Consider the following 16,284-nt stretch of genomic DNA (forward strand, 5'->3'; position numbering starts at 1 on the left):
AGGTTTACGGAACACAGAAATCTGGGTGAAAACTGTGTGGTGCGCCACTACTTTAAAACGGCCTGACAGCACTCGCATCTGGAGCGAGCGCGGGGTGAGCGTTTAATTTCCCTCTGCCTTCGGAATCTCGCCTTCTTGAGCAACCTCTGACCCATCCCAGGAGTACGTAACGGGAGCGTTGTACTGGTCTTTAAAGGCGAAGGCACCGCCGTCTTCGATCATTTTATTGACATCGAAGAAATTGACGGTCACAGTTTTGCCATCGCCTTCGACCGAGTTGATTGTCTGCGGACCACCGGCGGTACCCACGTACTCGCCCTTATGAAACAGCAGCACTGCACCAGCGGTAGTTGAATGGGGAATTTCATTCTGTACTGCTGAGGCAAAGGTCAACTCGCTGGTGGTATCCCAGTTCGTATCGTCCGTGACTGTCCAACCGCTGCCATTGCCACCTTCCATTGAGTTCAGGTCGGCAACCGCTTCTTCGAAAGCCTCTTCCTGGGTTGGCGCAGAAGAACCCCCATCGGAGTCGTTGTCATCGACATCCGGATTGGGGGTATCTGCACTTTCACTGTCATCCTCGACAGTGGTGGTCGTAGTGATGGTGGTCGTTTCTTTATCTACCTGAGAAGCAGAGGTCGGTGCTGCGGTCTCATCAGTGGAGCAACCGGACAAAGCCACTACACCTGCGACCGCCGCGCTAACCAGCATCGACCCGCGACGAACTGAATGACCACTCATGGCTGGAACCTCTTCTGTTCTCTCAAGTTTTCTCAAGCACTTCGCTACGACGGAGCATTACTTTCTCATGTCCGACTCTGAATTGAGTTTACTTGGAAAACTCAAGAGCCCCCGAGAGTGTCCAAGAATTCTCGAAAGCTCTCGAAAATTCTCGGAAGTCCTTAGGAAGCGGGCTTCGCGCCGCCGGGAATCTTGCCCTCATGGACGACGTGATCGCCGTTCCAGAAGAAGTGAACATTAGAGGTGAACTTGGCCGCATCAGCGTTCGGCGCACCTGCGGCCTCCTGGGCTTCCCAGTCGTGGTAGATGACCGAGATGTTCTTGCCATCAGGGGTCGGCGTCACCTTATTGATGTGCTGAGGCCGGTCAGAGTCCGTACCAATGAACTCACCCTTGTGGAACATCAACAGCACAGTGGAGGACTGAGCGCTGCCCTGCTTTGCCTGATCTGCGAGAGCAAAACTCAAATCGCTACACGGGCTGAAGTTGGAGGTGCCAGTGTACTTCCATCCATCATGGTTATTCGGACGCTCCCTGTTGACCTTATCCAGGGCCTCCTGGATTTCAGGTGCAGCCGGGTTCGGGGTACAGCTATCCGACTTTGCCGGAGCCGGTGCCGGCGCTGGGGCCGGTTCTGCCTGAGCCGCAGGATCTGCAACTGCTCCACCTACTGCGGAGAAAACCATCGCGCCGGAAAGCACGGCGGAACTTGCCAGTCGTTGTACTCGGTGTCCTGTGTTTTGCATGAAAACCACACGCCTTCTGCCGTTTGGACTTCTGTCGTTGGACCACGCGGTGAGGCCTACGATACAAAAATGACTCTGGGATGCCAGGGGCAACTGACAATTCCCAGAGCCTTCGCGTGGTTAGCAAATGTTCTTTTTTACAGCAGCCAGCAGTTTCGGCACCGAAGATTTTTTATCTAACAGTTCGATAAAGCCGGGTCGAAAGCCGGACTATTTTCCGGTTAGTTCGCCACTGACCCCCAGGCTAAGTGCCCAGCGCTAGTTGCCCAGCGCTAGTTGTCCAGCACGTCGTGAACAACGATGGTCTGGTCACGACCCGGGCCAACACCGATGTAAGAAATGCGAGCGCCGGAGAGCTCCTCCAGTCGGTTCAGGTAATCCTTGGCCTTGTCCGGCAGCTCGTCGAAGGTGCGGCAGCCAGTGATGTCTTCATCCCACGCAGGCATGGTCTCGTAAATCGGGACAGCGTGGTGGAACTCCGACTGGGTGAGTGGCATTTCGTCGTGACGCACGCCATCAACGTCGTAAGCGACACAAATCGGAATCTCGCCGATACCGGTCAGGACGTCCAGCTTGGTGATGAACAAATCCGTGAAACCGTTGACGCGCGCGGCGTAGCGAGCCAGCACCGAATCGTACCAACCACAGCGGCGCTTACGGCCGGTGTTGACTCCGACCTCACCGCCGGTGGTCTGCAGGTACTCGCCCCACTTGTCGAACAGCTCCGTCGGGAACGGGCCAGCACCGACGCGGGTGGTGTAGGCCTTCATGATGCCCAGCACCGAAGTAATCTTCGTCGGGCCGATACCGGTACCCACGCAGGCACCACCAGCGGTTGGGTTCGAGGAAGTCACGAACGGGTAGGTGCCGTGGTCGACATCTAGCATGGTGGCCTGGCCGCCCTCCATGAGGACGTGCTTACCAGCGTCCAGAGCCTGGTTGAGCTCAAACTCCGAGTCGATAATCATCGGACGCAGACGATCGGCGAAGCCCATGAAGTAATCGAAGACCTCATCCGGGTCGATGGCGCGGCGGTTGTACAGCTTGACCAGAATCTGGTTCTTCTGAGCCAGCGAAGACTCAATCTTCTGGCGCAGAATCGACTCATCCAGAATGTCCTGGACACGCAAGCCCGTACGGCCGACCTTGTCGGCGTACGTCGGGCCAATACCGCGGCCAGTGGTGCCGATAGCGCGCTTACCCAGGAAGCGCTCGGTCACCCGGTCCAGCGTCTGGTGGTACGGAGCAACCATGTGGGCATTGCCGGAAACGCGCAGGCGGGAGGCCTTTGCACCGCGAGCTTCGAGACCATCAATCTCGTCGAAAAGCGCCTCGAGGTTGACCACACAGCCGTTACCGATAATCGGCACAGCGTTTTCCGACAGCACACCCGCCGGAAGCAGCTTCAGCTCGTACTTCTCACCGCCGACGACAACGGTGTGGCCGGCGTTATTGCCACCGTTGGGCTTGACGACGTAGTCAACGCGGCCACCGAGAATATCGGTTGCTTTGCCCTTGCCCTCGTCGCCCCACTGGGCACCGACGATAATGATTGCGGCCATAGTCCTACTTCAACTCCTGGGATTGCAGACGACGCATTAGAGTGTAGTCCTATGCGTATTGTTGTGCTGCAGTGTGGCCCCGATGTACCCGCTTTTTCCCAATTGCTCCGCCACTCATGGTCTACATCAGCACCGTCCGCACCATCAGCACCAGACACTCCGGCACCACCCGCCTTTGCGCTTCACGACGTCGCGATGATCCCCACCCGCAAGGAGCTGGCTTTCATCGACGACCTGGCCAAGGACGTACTGCCTATCGATACAGCACCGACGCCGGAGGAAATCTCCAAGCAGAAGAAGGTCGACCACTTAGGCGCTCCGCAACCCGCTCCGCAAAAGCCGAGCGAGCCGTTGCGAATTGTGGTCGTTGGCACCGACGCGGCACTGGCTGCCGTGGCAACCTACCTGATGCGCAAGAACCTCCTGTGGATTGACGTGGCACATGTCCCCACCGCGCCCTCGACCGCGGCCAAAAACTGGGGCATCGAAGGAGGAGAAGGGCTCGATGCGGCGGCCGCGCTCACACGCCCGACGATGCCAGTGCCGCTGATTCGCGATGACACCGGCCACGCAATTGTTGGTTACGCCCTACTGACGGAGCCGGGAATTACCGGAGTGTCCTCGGCAAACGGGTTTACTGGCGAGGTCTATGTCGACGAGCATCAGATGTTCTCCGGCACATCCACCGGCCTGCAGATTCGCCCTACCCCCGACGCCCCGGGCATCGTTGCGGCCGAAGTTCCGGCTCCGGAAGCGGAAATCGGTAACGAGGGTGAGGGCGACAAAGGCCTGCTGCGCCGACTCGGATTGGGTCGCGGTGGCCGTCGTAAAGCGAAAGAAGCCCCGTCCCGCGAGCTACACCGTCCGATGACGGGTCGGGCGGTTCAAGTTGGTGGTCTGGGCTTTCGTTACGTGCGCGATGGAGTCGAGTCTCGAAAGCCGCGAGAGAAGAAAACTCTGTACCGACACCTTCGCGACTTGCAGATTGTGCACTAACTGCGGCGGGACAATAGTCACGGTCTGCCTGTGAGAAAGTGGCCTGCATGAAAGTGGCCTGCGCGATAGTTCGAGTACAGATAACATTTGGGTGTTAAAGCCACTGCCCGCCACTGCCTCGATAGGACAGCATCATGACTGACAACACCCCACGGCTACGCGCTGGCGACCAAGCCCGCCACACTGCGCTGGAACGCTTGGAATGGGCATTCCGCGATGGCCAGATTGACTTTGCGGAATTGCAGGAGCGCACCGAGAAAGCCCAAAAGGCGACGTACATCGATGAGTTGCCCGCATTGACGCAGGACTTGTCGCTGCCCGCGAACCTGGCCGAGCCGACTCCACATGCGCACCCAAACCCTAACCTGCGCCCGAACCTACACAGCGTCCCGGACGAGCACCATTCGGTGGCGCCGAATACAGCCAACAATCATCGACCAGCTCGGATTGATAGCTCCGCCGCGGCAACTGGTTCGAAGCTCTCCATCGGCATCTTCGGCGGCACCGACAAGAGAGGCCCGTGGACGTGCGCTCCCACGCACACCACGGTGGCGGCCTTCGGCGGGACTGGCTTGGATTTCCGCGAGGCCATCCTGACCGCGGAAACCACTGTCGTCAACATTGGCTGCGCCTTCGGTGGAGTCGACGTCATTGTCCCCGACCACTACCAGGTTGATGTCGACGTGCTGCCCATCTTCGGCGGCACGGATGTTACTGGAAACCCGGGACGTAACCTTACTGTTCCTGGCACAGGACAGGCTCCGAAGATTATTGTGCGCGGCTTTGTCGCTTTCGGCGGCGTCGAGGTCAAGCGCGTACCGCAGTAGAGCATGTTGCAGCAGCACGTGGGCCGGAGCACGTGGGCATTAACCGACTAGCGCCTGGCGAGCCACTACTCGCCCACACCTCACCGGCTACTCGTCCCATACCTCCGGCGGCATTGCTGGGAACGGTGTCGTCGGCGGCAGCGTTGCCACAGCTGATCGCCTGGACAGGCCGCACACCTGCAACAGGTCCACCACCAATGAGCGGGACTGCGCAAACACGACCTGTTCCGACAGCGTTGCGTCCTCGATGACGCGCGGGTGCATTTTCGCCGCTAGACGACGCAAGTACCGAACCACGTCTTCAAGCTTGACCTCTCCGGATCCCTCGGAAAGCTGAGCGATAGCGATGTCGCCGGATTCGAAAGGCAACTCGCCCCACTCTGGGATTCGGCGCACGGCGGCTTCGTCGTCAAGCACATGACTGACCAGTCGCGTACCTTCAGACACGCCGAGAACAAGTGCGCACAGTTCGGACGAGAAGTCGATGTGGTCCTCACGTGCGGTGATAGCGCGACGCGCGAGCACACGGATGTTGCGCATGGCGTTGTCGACGGGATGTACCATGCGCGACAGCGAGTGGATTCTATCCCGGGAGCGCCAGAGCAACGGCGAGATGCGGACCTGCTCGCCCGCGTCGGCAACGGTGCGGTCCATCAGCGAGACCTGCGCCTGCATGGAGCGCACCACACTCAGTGCGGTGCGGATGCGATCGGTGTCGCCCTCTTTCATGCCGATGCCGATGTCATAAAGTACGTCTGCACCCATGTCGAGGACCTTCGCCACCTTGCGGCGAGCACCCGCCAGCGGGCTTCGCGGCAATATCATGAGCACAATAATGCCCACCACACCACCGACGAGAGCATCAATCATTCGGTAATAAGAACCAGCGGTGCCCGGCGGAATAATGGTGGCGATGAGCACGGCTGAAGATGCCGCTTGATTCACCACGAGCGGACCGCGACCGACAAACACGCCGATGACCATGGCGACGAACACACCGACAGTCAGCTGCCAGATGCCTGAGCCGAGGATGGAGATAATCACATCGCCAATGCCGACTCCCAACGAGGCGCCGAGCACCAACTCCACAGAGTGCTTTAGGCGAGGGCCTGCGGTCATCACGTTGAGGCTGATGAAAGCGGCCATCGGCGCGAAGAACGGGTTGGGGTGCCCCAGTACCTCAAGTGCGAACCAGTAGGCCAGCCCGGCAGCTAGCGTGGCTTGAACAATGAGCATCCAGCGGGAGCGCACACGATCAACCGCATGGAGGAAACGCGTGCGGGGCCTCACTTTCTGACGCAGCTTATTTGCTGCGCGGGAGGCCGGATGTAGGTACGTATTGCGAAAATCTTGGAAATCCGGGCGTGGATTATCCTCGACGAATTGCGTTTCCTTAGCTTCGACGAGATCGTCGACATGCGCGGGAGCAATGTCCTCTAAATTCCTGGCAGCTGCGGCATCCTTATCTTCCCCACCAGCTATGCCAGCCATGCCGAAGTCACCATCCTCATGTGAAAAACTGTGCGCTTTTTATGTACCCGATGTGCTGTTGTGCACTTTTATGTGCTCGCTGAATCTCGGTGCGCGATTAAAGACCCAGTTCTGGCAGCGCGGATTCATCACTGTCACGCAGCAACGCCATCATGCGATCGAATTCATCATCCTCGCCGATAGCCTTAGCAGCCTTAGCCAACGCTGCGAAGGCGCGAAGCACACCACGATTCGGCTCGTGCTCCCACGGAATGGCTCCGAACCCCTTCCAGCCGTTTCCACGCAGCAAGTCCAGACCGCGATGGTAGCCAGTGCGAGCGAAGGCATAGGCCTGAATCTCCTGGCCCTCGGACAAGGCGCTTTCAGCCAAATCTGCCCAAGCCTGGGAATCGCGCGGGCATGCGCGAACCACGGCCTCCGGGCTTGCGCCACCGTTGCGGGCAGCAACGGCCTCGTCAAGAACGGGGAGCTTCACAGGAGCAGGAGCCATCATGTCATTGAGTTTCATGCGTCCTATTGTGCCAGGCATCACGCGGCGATGGCAGGGGCTCAGTATGTGACTCCCTGTTGGCAACGGCGGGCACAGCGCGGTGGTACAACGTCGGCAAGCGCCAGATAACGACCAACTAGCGTTCCCCGGCTACTCCGGGCAGCTCGACTTCGTCGAATCCAACGACTCACCATTTTCCAGCTTGGTCGCAACAAAATCGGCCACTCGGGCGCACGCTTCCATCAGCATCCAACCCGACAGCTGGACAGAGAGGTCACGCTCCTTAATCGCCGAACCGCGAACCGCGCCACCGACTGATTGCGCAACCGAACCGCCCTGTGGGAACTGAGCATTGTCGTTCCAATCTGCGGGGAAAAGCGGCAGGCCATCGACCTCGAGGCGGTGGTACCAGCACTTCTCCCCCGACGCCAGAACCAGTCGGCGAGCAATGCGGGCCGCCGCGCGATTCATGCGATTGTCCCCAGGCAAACGCACCGCCGCATCGGCGAGGTATCGCACGAGGATGCCGTTGAACAGACCACCATCGCCGCCACCGGCACCGGCGATGACATTGTCGGTGGTCGCCAAATCCTTTGCCACCGCGTGGATGAGGTTCTGCACGCGCGTGAAATACTTCGTCGCCTGTTCACGCTGGCCGTGCGCCCGAAGCGCAAGTCCCACTTCGAGACAAGCGCCAATCATGACACCCTGGTTGTACGTAAACATGCCCTTCTGTACGACGGCGCCTGCCATGGACAAGCGAATGCCGTCGTAGAGCAGCCCTGAGTCCGCCAGGAGGTTGGCGTAAACCCAATCAATAAGTTCCTCTGCCTCCTTGATACGGCCAGCCCGGGCCAGAGCGATGGCTGCAGGACCGTTCGAGGGGACGTTGAAAAAGAGGTCCTGCTCACGCCACGGCAGCACACCGGTGGACTCCTGCCGACCATCGCCCAAGCATGAAATCAGCCGCGCTGTCGTCTTCTTGGGCACCGATGCGCCGAGGACAGCGTCGGCACGCCCGAGCGCCAGCGCCATCCACGCGCGATCGTCGTAGTACTTGTTCTTGGTCAGCAGCGTGAGGTTGCGAATGCGGATACCCCGAGTGGTCTGGCGGATAGCGCGGTACTTCTCCTTAGAAGGCACGCGCTTGGCTGCATCGACCAGGCAGTCGAGATACTGCGCCTGCCACCAGTAATGCCAGTTGATGAAGACCTTATGTCGCAGCGGCGCGGGCCAGGAAGCCATTGCCAGATTCGTACCCGGAAGACCCCACAGCTTCGCCGCATGACGGTTGCGAATCGCCTGCTCAGCCACGTCCGCACGATAGGCCCACGTTTCGGCCTCCGGACGCGACATTTTTAGAACCACTGGCTCTCCTTAAAACGGCTGTGAAAGAGCTCTAAAACAGCCTTGCGAAATAAAACACCTAAGCAGACAATTACCAGGCCGCGGTGATATCTGCATGAGTACGAATCCAAGAGTGCATGGCAATACCCGCCGCTACCCCCGCATTTATCGAACGCGTCGATCCAAATTGGGCAATCGACACCGTCAGATCCGCCGCCTGCTGTGCTTCTTCAGTCACTCCCGGCCCCTCCTGGCCGAAGAGCAAAAGACAACGCTCGGGCAACTCAACGGTTTCGATGGGTACGGAGCCCGGCACGTTGTCCACGGCCACGACAGCCAGATCATGCTCGCGCGCCCAGCTAATGACCTCCGACACCGTCTCGTGGTGCAGCAAGTGCTGGTAGCGGTCAGTCACCATCGCGCCGCGACGATTCCAACGCTTGCGCCCCACGATGTGCACGGCTTCTACCAGGAAGGCATTTGCGGTGCGTACCACGGTGCCGATGTTGGAGTCATTCTCAAAATTCTCGATGGCGATGTGCAACGGATGACGACGCTTATCCAGCTCCGCGACGATAGCCTCCATCGTCCAGTAGCGGTAGGCATCGACGACATTGCGTCGGTCGCCCTCATCCAGAAGCTGCTTATCGTATTCTGGGCCGGTCGGCCGGGGTTCGTTCGGGTGCTCCTGCTCCCACGGCCCCACCCCGACACGGGCCTCAAACCATTCCGTCGGCCCCTTCCCGGGCTCAGGCGCGGTCAAGAGCCAACAGCCCCTCGACCAGGAACAACTGCGCCACGGTGTAGGTGTCCATCACTGCCGCATTCAGAAACTTGCCGACGACGCCCTCCTCCGCAAACATCTTTCGAGCCATCAGTAGTGTGTCGGAGATGAGGAACAGGTTGCCGCCGTGGCCTAGGCCGTAGGCGGCATCGGCGATCGGCAGGCCGGTCTGCTCATCAGTACCGACAGCACCGGCACCCTCCAGCAGCGCCGGGTCATCGGCCAGTGCGGAGGTCACAGCCAGCAGCGGACCGTAGCCAACAGCAGCGGGCAGCGCCTCGGGCTTTACAGCACCGACCAGCGGTACCGAACCAGCCCACAGTGGGAAGCGAATGGCAGCACGCAGCGCGCTAATCCGAGCTCCGGCACGCCACAGCAGCACGTGGTAGGCAACCTGGTTAACTGCGAACGGCACAGAACCGCGGTTCAGGTTCGGCTTATTCGGCATGAGAATCAAGTCGCCCAACCAACCGCCGGCGAGGCCGATGAGCAGGGTGGTCGTCGTAAAGCGAGACGTCTCGTGGCGACGGCGCCAAACATTGGCCGCCAACAGTGGCATGAGGACAGTCTTGGAAACTCGACGTGGAGTCTCCCAGCCGAAGGCACTGGAGACAACGTTGACCGCACTGGCAGCGATGTAGCCGGCACGTTCTGGGGCACGGCGGGTGTCGGAGCTCGCGCTGGCGATACCTACGAGTGCGCCGAGGCCCTCGCCCGTGCGACGCACAAACATGTCAGCGACGGTTTCCTTGGTGCCGGGAAGCTTGGTTGTGGTGAGCTTGGACAGGAGTCCTGCGCGCTTGGTGGTCATGGGGATGTTCCTCTTTCGTGGGGCTGCGTTGGGGGCGGGTGAGCTGGGTGAGAGGCGGTGAGCTGGGTGAAGCTCGGCGAAAGCTCTAGCGCTCAGATTCTTAGGCCAGACCCAAGTCCTCCAAACCGAGCAGATAACGGTACTCCAGGCCTTCAGCCTTGATGACCTCGTCGGCGCCCGTCGCGCGGTCAACCACAGTGGCTACACCGACAACCTCAGCACCGGCCTCACGTAGGGCAGCGACGGCGGTCAGCGGAGAGTTGCCCGTGGTGGTGGTGTCCTCAACAACCAGGACCTTCTTGCCCACAATGTCCGGCCCTTCGACGCGGCGCTGCATGCCGTGCTTCTTGGCTTCCTTACGCACCACAAAGGCATCAATTGGACGCCCTTCGGCGTGCATGACAGAGGTAGCCACCGGGTCCGCGCCAAGCGTCAGACCACCGACGTGCGCGTAGTCCCAGTCTGCAGTGAGCTCCCGTAGCAGGGAACCAATCAGGCGCGAGGCCTCATGATGTAGGGTGGCGCGGCGCAGGTCAACGTAGTAGTCAGCCTCACGTCCAGACGACAGCGTGACCTTGCCATGAACAACCGCCAGCTCCTTGACCAACTCGGCCAAACGCTGCAGCTTCTCCTGATTGACATTGCTCGTGTGGATGCTCATCTGAAGTTGTCTCCTAAATAAACGACTGTGTGCTCAAGAATATGTCTGGTTCTACTCGTCCGCGGAATCAGGGGTTGCGCCCTTGTCCTCGGATACAGATTCGGTGGGGTCGTCGCTGCTGTCGAGGTCTGGGGCAGCATCGGTAAAAATACTGGCGGGCTTCACATTTGATCGCACCACACGCCCCTGACTCGAACGCATCCGGCTATGTTCGGGGTCCTCACCAAGCGCAGGAATCTGCTGGCCAGAATCCCCAATGTCCTCCGACTCACCAACGTTTGCACCCATCTTTCGTGCCGTTGACCGCGAAGGCAGCGCCGTCGGATCAAGCGGTATATCCCGCGTAGGGCGCCACGACGAACCGTCAATCGCCTGCACCACCGTGGGTTGTGCATTGCTTTGCGACGACCACTGCGAATCATCCGTGGTTGCATCCGCGGTAGCAGCGGACGAGGACGAAGGAGAATCTGCGTAAACAATTTCCTCAACATCCAGCGGCTCTTCGCCCTTGCTATTCTGCGCGCTGTGCCTCTGGGCATGCCCGTTCTGTGAGCTGTGATCCTGCGATTCGTGGTTAGCAGAACCGTTGCGACGCTGGTCTGGTACCGCGTGCAAGTGCCCACGCCCGGTTCCATCCGAAATCAAGGAACCAGAGTCAACGGACTGCTCGGTGAGCTGCAAACGAGTGGGATCCCACTGATCAGTGTCCGGAGCGACGGTTTCGCCTTCCGCTGGTGGCAACCTGCGTGCAATGTCGGAGAAGTCCGACAGCGATGCCAGTGCACCGTCCCAGTCCTCTGGCACTGAATTATCAATCAGCTGAGCCAAGGACCAGGAGTTTTCGGACCACATGCGGGTAATGGCCGGGTGCACGTCGGCAAGCATGCGGGTTGCACGGTCGTCGAAAATACGATGAATGAGCTCTGGGTCAGTAGCTGCGACTACCAGGCCGGCTTCGGTAGCTACGTGAGGCAGCGTCGTGCCGCCGCTGCGGCGCAGCTCGAAAACCTCATCGCTGGATACAGAGCGGCGGATTGCGATGGTGGTGATGCCGCCGACATCGGCGAGGTGCATTTCCCGGCCAAAAGCGAAACCGGAGACCACGGCCTTGGCATCGCCGTCCGGCGTACGCTGCCAGTACGATGGCAGCTCATGGTCCACACGGTTATAGACAGAATTACGTTCCTGCGCCCAGGCCTTCCGCAAGTGACGCACACGGCGACCGCTGATACGTCGACGGACAGGAGCCACTGACTGCTGCTGGGCGCGCTGCGGTTGCGCGGGCTGGGTGGACTCAGTGGGCGGGGTGGCCTGGGTGGCCTGGGTGCGCGCCGCACGATCGGATGATTGCGGCACTTCGTCAGTCTCGGCATTTTCGCCGGGCACAGCCTCGAATTCTGCACCGTCAACAGTAGTTCCAGTGCGAGCGTCAGCAGCGGTGGTGCTGTCGGCATCTAGGGCACTGGTGTTGTCCACTAAACCTGTCTCGGGCTCATCCGCGGTATCGGTATCTTCAGCAGCCACTGACTCAGCTGGCTCCGCGCCCGGCCCTGCTCCAGATTCTGTGCCAGACTCCGCGCCGCTTCGGAGAGTCACGTCCGTTCCCGCATTCAGATTAGCTGCTGCTTCCGATGTTTCGGGAGAACCGGCGTCTTCTGTTGCTTCGGGCATTTCAGCAGGGGCCACCGGCTCGATTCCCGAGACAGATTCAGGCTCCGTCGGCGTCTTTTCTACAGCTGAAGTCCCCAGTTCTGTCGTCGAAAACTCAGTTCCAGAGTCAACTTCAGCGGCACTATCAGTCTCAGCGACAACCTCAGAGTCAGCATCAGCTGCGACATTCGGTCTCACCACAGAAGTTGCCTCGGAGCTGCCTTGCCCTGAAGAATCCGGCTGTTCGGACACAACATCTTCTGCCGCCACACCGGTTACTTCGCCGGTGGAGTCCGAAGGCTCGTCGGAAAGCGATGGCGACGACGGAGACGCCACAGCAGTCTCACTTGTGCTGCGACGGCGGCGGTCGACAACGAACAGCGCGACTGCGGCGATGATGAGAATCGCTGCGAGGGTGAATACTAGGGGAATCATTAATCTCCTAGCTTAAGCCAGAAGCCGTTCTATTTGGTCAGCGACAAGATGCCGTCCCCCGTCTGGCGCAATGCCAATGCCCGAGGCGAGAGCGTACGGGACTCTCTAGGACGGTAAAGGGCGAGGGGCAAAAGCCACATGGACGGCACATCAGGGGTCCTGGGGCGGTCGCCCTGGCCCGCGCCCGCTTAGAAACGGACGATAGGCAGGCTCGGATCGCCAGCCCACTGGGACCAGCCGCCGACATACAGCGAGGCACCCGTGATGCCCGCTTCTTCCATGGCCTGAATGAACAGTGAGGAATGAAGACCAGAACCGGAGTAGACCGCTACATTACGACCGTCTTCGATACCGACGGAGGCAAAGCGCTCACGGAGCTGCTCAACAGGCAGGAAGGAGCCGTCGGCATTTTGCAGACTGCGAGCCGCCAGGTTCACGGCACCCGGAATGTGACCCGCCTGTAAATCGACGCGCTCACTACGACCTTCGAAACGGCTGGGCTCACGCGCATCCACCAAAATTCCACGCTCAGACCAGGTGCGCACGTCATCGAGGCTGGCAACAGGCATATAGCCTTCACTCACCGCAATCGTTCCAGGCTGCGGCAGATTGCCGGGCCCGAAGGCAGTCTCATTTCCATCTGCTTCCCAAGCAGCTAACCCGCCGGTGAGGACACGCACATTCTCCAGACCCGCCCAGCGCAGAATCCACCAGGCACGTGACGCGAACAGTCCATCGCCCGCGTCGTAGACGATCACCAGATGCTCCGAGCGGACTCCCCATCGACGGACGGCATCGCGCACACGCTCGATATCCGGCAACGGGTTGCGACCAGCTTCTCGGCTTGGAACACCTGCTAGGTCCAACTCGGGATCACAGAACACGGCCAGTGGGATGTGAGCCGTGGCGTAGGAGTCATATGGTTTTTTAGCACGCGACCAGCGTGCGTCAACGACGACGATACGACCGCCGCCGGCAATCTTGTCACGAAGCTCTTGTACCGAGATGGATGTTGTCATAATCCCGGATTCTAAATCGATTGACTTGGTAGCGCGATATGTACGTTATTACAACTAGGAGCTTGGGAAGGTGGCTGAAGATGCTGCCCACCTGGCCGTTTTCATCTCAGGCACAGGCCATGGAATCGGCTGTGCCACCGCAGAAAAACTGCTGCACTATGCCGCCAGCGTCAGCGCTCTTTTCCTCGACCGCTTCATTAACGGAGAGCTGACTACGGAACGGACGATCAGCCTCTAAGCCAGGCCTCTGTCTCCCAATCCGACTACCCACCGGGATCCAGCCCCGTCTCGCCATTGCCATCCACTGTGTCCCCCGCTCGTTTCTCTCGCGCTTTACGACGTAACCAGCGCCCCGGACTATCGAACGTATCGGGGTCCTCATTGGATTCCGCTTTCCGGTTTCCTTCCTTGTCTTTCGGGGGCACCCAGACCACACGATCAGTAGAGGCCGGCTCACACTCCCCGATAACCCCGTCCCCTTCGTCAGTTCCTAGAATCTCCGGCACCTCATCCGGCCGGAGCGTCCACCAAGCATTTTCATCACATCGAGCATCATCGATTTTTCGATGCGTGCCCGGATCCACCAACGTGAGATTATCCAGGTCAGTGCCACCACCGGAAGCCCACGACTGAACATGGTGAACATCGCACATAGCTCCCGGAGTGCCCATGCCCGGCGCGGAGGAACCTCCTTCCTCTCCAAGAAGGGCCAGATACTGCGGCAACGTCCCCAGCCTGCGGGATCGACCAAAATACAAGGTCTGCCCCTCATTCCCCAAGACTTGGAGGAACGAATTTCTATCAACCATCTGTTGCACAGCCTGACTAGTGGAAATTCGCACTCCCGCGTCTGAGACCGCTTTGCCCGATCCAGGAAGTACAAAATCTTTCCCCTCAGGCAGGGAGACTCCAGCTAACGCTGCCACATCTGCGATATGCGCGACGGTGACCACCGATGTCGTCCCTCGCGCCGGCTGAAGCTCACCGCCTGGCTGAAAGCCCCCATTCACCGCCGCTTCCACGGCATCATGGAAACGCTGCTCCGGATTCCGCTGGTCATCGGCACCTTCTTCGAGTAACCCGCCAGGTCGCGCATGATCTGCCTGCAGCCTTTTGAGCACCGCCGCAAACGAAGGCGTAACCACACCGCTCAACCGGCTCATGCCGTCCGGCCCCTGAGCACCGATTTTTAGGCTTCGTTTCCGAGCACGGTCCTCATCCGTATACGGGTCATCAACCCCCAGCATCGCCCGCAGGCGGTTCGGCAATTGATTGAGATCATCAACACGGATTTTGTCCACTAAATCTGCAATGTGCTTGTCCAGCAGCCTAGACAGCTGTGCATGCTCCGTTGCCGGCAGCTCGCGAACGGCTTTGTCAATCTTCGCAACAGCATCCGCACCGACAACACCTTCCTCAACTTTCTGACGAAGGTTCGGCATTCGCACATCCTCATTCGCCGGAGCAAACGGATCAACATTCCTGCTCAGACGCCCGACGACATTGATACGCTGCCTCGCTTCTGCTCGCGAGATTCGCATCTCCTGAGCTAGCCACGCGATCCTTCGGTGCTCCGCGCTGGGCATCCGCCCCTTCATTGTCTCCACATAAGTCGCATCAATTACTGCGAGTCGTTTTCGCGCTTTCTCAATCGACTTATATGCGTCGTGCGCATGCTCCGGTGCAAGTACTTCGAAGTTCTCCACGATGACTGTCGACAGAGCTTCAAACTGTGCAACCGCATCTAAAACCTGCGATGTCGAAAGCGGTCCACTGCCGTTTGACGCCGATGGTGTAGACATTTCCCCCACCCCCTTTTAAGACGCTAGCAATCCGAATCCCCAAATGGACTAACTAATTTCCTCCCCCACATTATCGCACACCCATTCGACACCCCACAACCCCTCAGCCAGATTTTTCGAATCTTTTTCCGAAACGCTGCCACGCTTCCAGTGCTTGCCCCAACCCCCACAGCCCCCACCAAAAACTGCACGTCGAAAACCTAAAACCGCACCACCATCACATCGTGGTCCGGGAAACTCGAGCGCCCCACTAGCTCAAATCCCGCCTTCACATAAGCTTTCGCCGCCCGCGGGTTGGCATCATGGACAGCCAGACTAACCCCCGGATACCCCAGCTCACGCGCATACTCAAGGAGTCCGACAATCATCGGCTGCGACAGCCTGCGTCCAACAACACCCGGACGCAGCGCAATCGCTACCTCAGGAATACCATTTTCCACAAACCCGTACCCCGGATCGTCCTGCGTAAACGTACGCAGCCAGGCCGCCCCCACCGGCACTTCATAGCTCTCGTGCTCTTCGCTTGACGACGAATCCCCGCGCTCCAACCATTCCGCCTTAATGGCGGCCGCACTGTAGGTAGCCTCGCGAGAAACTCGCGGTTCAAACGGGTCAGTGCGGGTCATGTCGCTACTGAGCGACTCGAGGTCAGCGTCGTCAAGCGAAGTGGCGAAAAGGATAACCCCGCCCTGACTCGCGTCCCACTGGTCGACGTATTGACGCCTCGTGACTGCATAATCTTCCGGCAGTGGCTGACTTTCATCTCCGAACGTTTCCGTTAGTTCGTCCATCCAGGCAATGAAGGGGCGGTCGGAGTTTGTCGCTGGTCGCCACTGAAAGTTAGTCATATTTGCGCACTATACCGGCGCACTCCAGACTGACCGGAATACAACAAGTCCACACGGTCGGCCACAAGACACAT

At 59.5% G+C, this 16,284-nt stretch carries 16 protein-coding genes; 3 read left to right on the plus strand and 13 right to left on the minus strand.

Annotated elements, in window-relative coordinates; all coding sequences use genetic code 11:
* Window positions 1-102: 102 nt before the first annotated feature.
* From NQ014_RS07500 to NQ014_RS07510, 3 genes are all read right to left on the minus strand, one after another.
* Window positions 103-741, minus strand: coding sequence for an LppP/LprE family lipoprotein (locus NQ014_RS07500; protein WP_257074563.1), 639 nt, complete (start codon window positions 739-741; stop codon window positions 103-105).
* Window positions 742-902: 161 nt separating this feature from the next.
* Window positions 903-1,487, minus strand: coding sequence for an LppP/LprE family lipoprotein (locus NQ014_RS07505; protein ID WP_257074564.1), 585 nt, complete (start codon window positions 1,485-1,487; stop codon window positions 903-905).
* Between the two features lie 272 nt (window positions 1,488-1,759).
* Complete coding sequence (locus tag NQ014_RS07510) at window positions 1,760-3,049, minus strand: adenylosuccinate synthase (protein ID WP_016421542.1); 1,290 nt, start codon at window positions 3,047-3,049, stop codon at window positions 1,760-1,762.
* 51 nt (window positions 3,050-3,100) lie between these two features.
* On the opposite strand from NQ014_RS07510, the gene NQ014_RS07515 reads away from it, so the two are divergent.
* Window positions 3,101-4,045 (plus strand): hypothetical protein, encoded by a 945-nt coding sequence (locus NQ014_RS07515; RefSeq protein WP_257074565.1) that lies wholly within the window; start codon window positions 3,101-3,103, stop codon window positions 4,043-4,045.
* A gap of 134 nt (window positions 4,046-4,179) precedes the next feature.
* A complete protein-coding gene (locus NQ014_RS07520; RefSeq protein ID WP_257074566.1) occupies window positions 4,180-4,872 on the plus strand; it encodes a DUF1707 domain-containing protein in 693 nt (230 codons plus the stop codon).
* An 87-nt stretch (window positions 4,873-4,959) separates the two neighbouring features.
* Here NQ014_RS07520 and NQ014_RS07525 read toward each other — a convergent pair whose 3' ends face one another.
* The 8 genes from NQ014_RS07525 to NQ014_RS07560 all read right to left on the minus strand — a co-directional run bounded on the left by NQ014_RS07525 (window position 4,960) and on the right by NQ014_RS07560 (window position 13,560).
* Window positions 4,960-6,363 carry an aromatic acid exporter family protein gene (locus NQ014_RS07525; RefSeq protein WP_257074567.1) on the minus strand — a complete coding sequence of 468 codons (1,404 nt, stop codon included), beginning with the start codon at window positions 6,361-6,363 and terminating at the stop codon, window positions 4,960-4,962.
* 97 nt (window positions 6,364-6,460) lie between these two features.
* A complete protein-coding gene (locus tag NQ014_RS07530; RefSeq protein ID WP_016421545.1) occupies window positions 6,461-6,871 on the minus strand; it encodes a DUF3151 domain-containing protein in 411 nt (136 codons plus the stop codon).
* Window positions 6,872-7,003: 132 nt separating this feature from the next.
* Window positions 7,004-8,221, minus strand: coding sequence for a glycoside hydrolase family 76 protein (locus NQ014_RS07535; protein WP_257074569.1), 1,218 nt, complete (start codon window positions 8,219-8,221; stop codon window positions 7,004-7,006).
* Window positions 8,222-8,291: 70 nt separating this feature from the next.
* On the minus strand, window positions 8,292-8,963 hold the full coding sequence (locus NQ014_RS07540) for an RNA methyltransferase (RefSeq protein ID WP_257074571.1): 672 nt from the start codon (window positions 8,961-8,963) through the stop codon (window positions 8,292-8,294).
* Complete coding sequence (locus NQ014_RS07545) at window positions 8,950-9,795, minus strand: lysoplasmalogenase (protein ID WP_257074573.1); 846 nt, start codon at window positions 9,793-9,795, stop codon at window positions 8,950-8,952. The genes NQ014_RS07540 and NQ014_RS07545 overlap by 14 nt, the downstream gene beginning before the upstream one ends.
* Before the next feature lie 100 nt (window positions 9,796-9,895).
* Window positions 9,896-10,456, minus strand: a complete 561-nt coding sequence (gene pyrE, locus NQ014_RS07550; RefSeq protein WP_257074574.1) for an orotate phosphoribosyltransferase — start codon at window positions 10,454-10,456, stop codon at window positions 9,896-9,898.
* Window positions 10,457-10,507: 51 nt separating this feature from the next.
* Window positions 10,508-12,541 carry a hypothetical protein gene (locus NQ014_RS07555; protein WP_257074575.1) on the minus strand — a complete coding sequence of 678 codons (2,034 nt, stop codon included), beginning with the start codon at window positions 12,539-12,541 and terminating at the stop codon, window positions 10,508-10,510.
* Window positions 12,542-12,729: 188 nt separating this feature from the next.
* A complete protein-coding gene (locus tag NQ014_RS07560) occupies window positions 12,730-13,560 on the minus strand; it encodes a sulfurtransferase (protein WP_257074576.1) in 831 nt (276 codons plus the stop codon).
* 70 nt (window positions 13,561-13,630) lie between these two features.
* On the opposite strand from NQ014_RS07560, the gene NQ014_RS07565 reads away from it, so the two are divergent.
* The gene (locus tag NQ014_RS07565) at window positions 13,631-13,798 is read left to right on the plus strand and encodes a hypothetical protein (RefSeq protein WP_257074577.1); all 168 of its coding nucleotides are present in this window, start codon (window positions 13,631-13,633) and stop codon (window positions 13,796-13,798) included.
* A gap of 25 nt (window positions 13,799-13,823) precedes the next feature.
* Here the strand turns inward: NQ014_RS07565 and NQ014_RS07570 are convergent, their stop codons facing one another.
* A complete protein-coding gene (locus NQ014_RS07570; RefSeq protein ID WP_257074578.1) occupies window positions 13,824-15,362 on the minus strand; it encodes an HNH endonuclease signature motif containing protein in 1,539 nt (512 codons plus the stop codon).
* Window positions 15,363-15,562: 200 nt separating this feature from the next.
* A complete protein-coding gene (locus NQ014_RS07575; protein WP_257074580.1) occupies window positions 15,563-16,210 on the minus strand; it encodes a GNAT family N-acetyltransferase in 648 nt (215 codons plus the stop codon).
* Window positions 16,211-16,284 lie beyond the last annotated feature (74 nt).

Source organism: Corynebacterium sp. 5QC2CO (assembly GCF_024580435.1).
GTDB classification, from domain to species: Bacteria; Actinomycetota; Actinomycetes; order Mycobacteriales; family Mycobacteriaceae; genus Corynebacterium; species Corynebacterium jeikeium_D.

Bases quoted from the DNA above. Each gene is read 5' to 3' on its own strand.
- NQ014_RS07530 (WP_016421545.1), bottom strand. From the start codon at position 6,871: ATGAAACTCAATGACATGATGGCTCCTGCTCCTGTGAAGCTCCCCGTT.
- NQ014_RS07555 (WP_257074575.1), bottom strand. From the start codon at position 12,541: ATGATTCCCCTAGTATTCACCCTCGCAGCGATTCTCATCATCGCCGCA.
- NQ014_RS07545 (WP_257074573.1), bottom strand. From the start codon at position 9,795: ATGACCACCAAGCGCGCAGGACTCCTGTCCAAGCTCACCACAACCAAG.
- NQ014_RS07570 (WP_257074578.1), bottom strand. From the start codon at position 15,362: ATGTCTACACCATCGGCGTCAAACGGCAGTGGACCGCTTTCGACATCG.
- NQ014_RS07575 (WP_257074580.1), bottom strand. From the start codon at position 16,210: ATGACTAACTTTCAGTGGCGACCAGCGACAAACTCCGACCGCCCCTTC.
- NQ014_RS07500 (WP_257074563.1), bottom strand. From the start codon at position 741: ATGAGTGGTCATTCAGTTCGTCGCGGGTCGATGCTGGTTAGCGCGGCG.
- NQ014_RS07560 (WP_257074576.1), bottom strand. From the start codon at position 13,560: ATGACAACATCCATCTCGGTACAAGAGCTTCGTGACAAGATTGCCGGC.
- NQ014_RS07515 (WP_257074565.1), top strand. From the start codon at position 3,101: ATGCGTATTGTTGTGCTGCAGTGTGGCCCCGATGTACCCGCTTTTTCC.
- pyrE (WP_257074574.1), bottom strand. From the start codon at position 10,456: ATGAGCATCCACACGAGCAATGTCAATCAGGAGAAGCTGCAGCGTTTG.
- NQ014_RS07520 (WP_257074566.1), top strand. From the start codon at position 4,180: ATGACTGACAACACCCCACGGCTACGCGCTGGCGACCAAGCCCGCCAC.
- NQ014_RS07505 (WP_257074564.1), bottom strand. From the start codon at position 1,487: ATGCAAAACACAGGACACCGAGTACAACGACTGGCAAGTTCCGCCGTG.
- NQ014_RS07525 (WP_257074567.1), bottom strand. From the start codon at position 6,363: ATGGCTGGCATAGCTGGTGGGGAAGATAAGGATGCCGCAGCTGCCAGG.
- NQ014_RS07510 (WP_016421542.1), bottom strand. From the start codon at position 3,049: ATGGCCGCAATCATTATCGTCGGTGCCCAGTGGGGCGACGAGGGCAAG.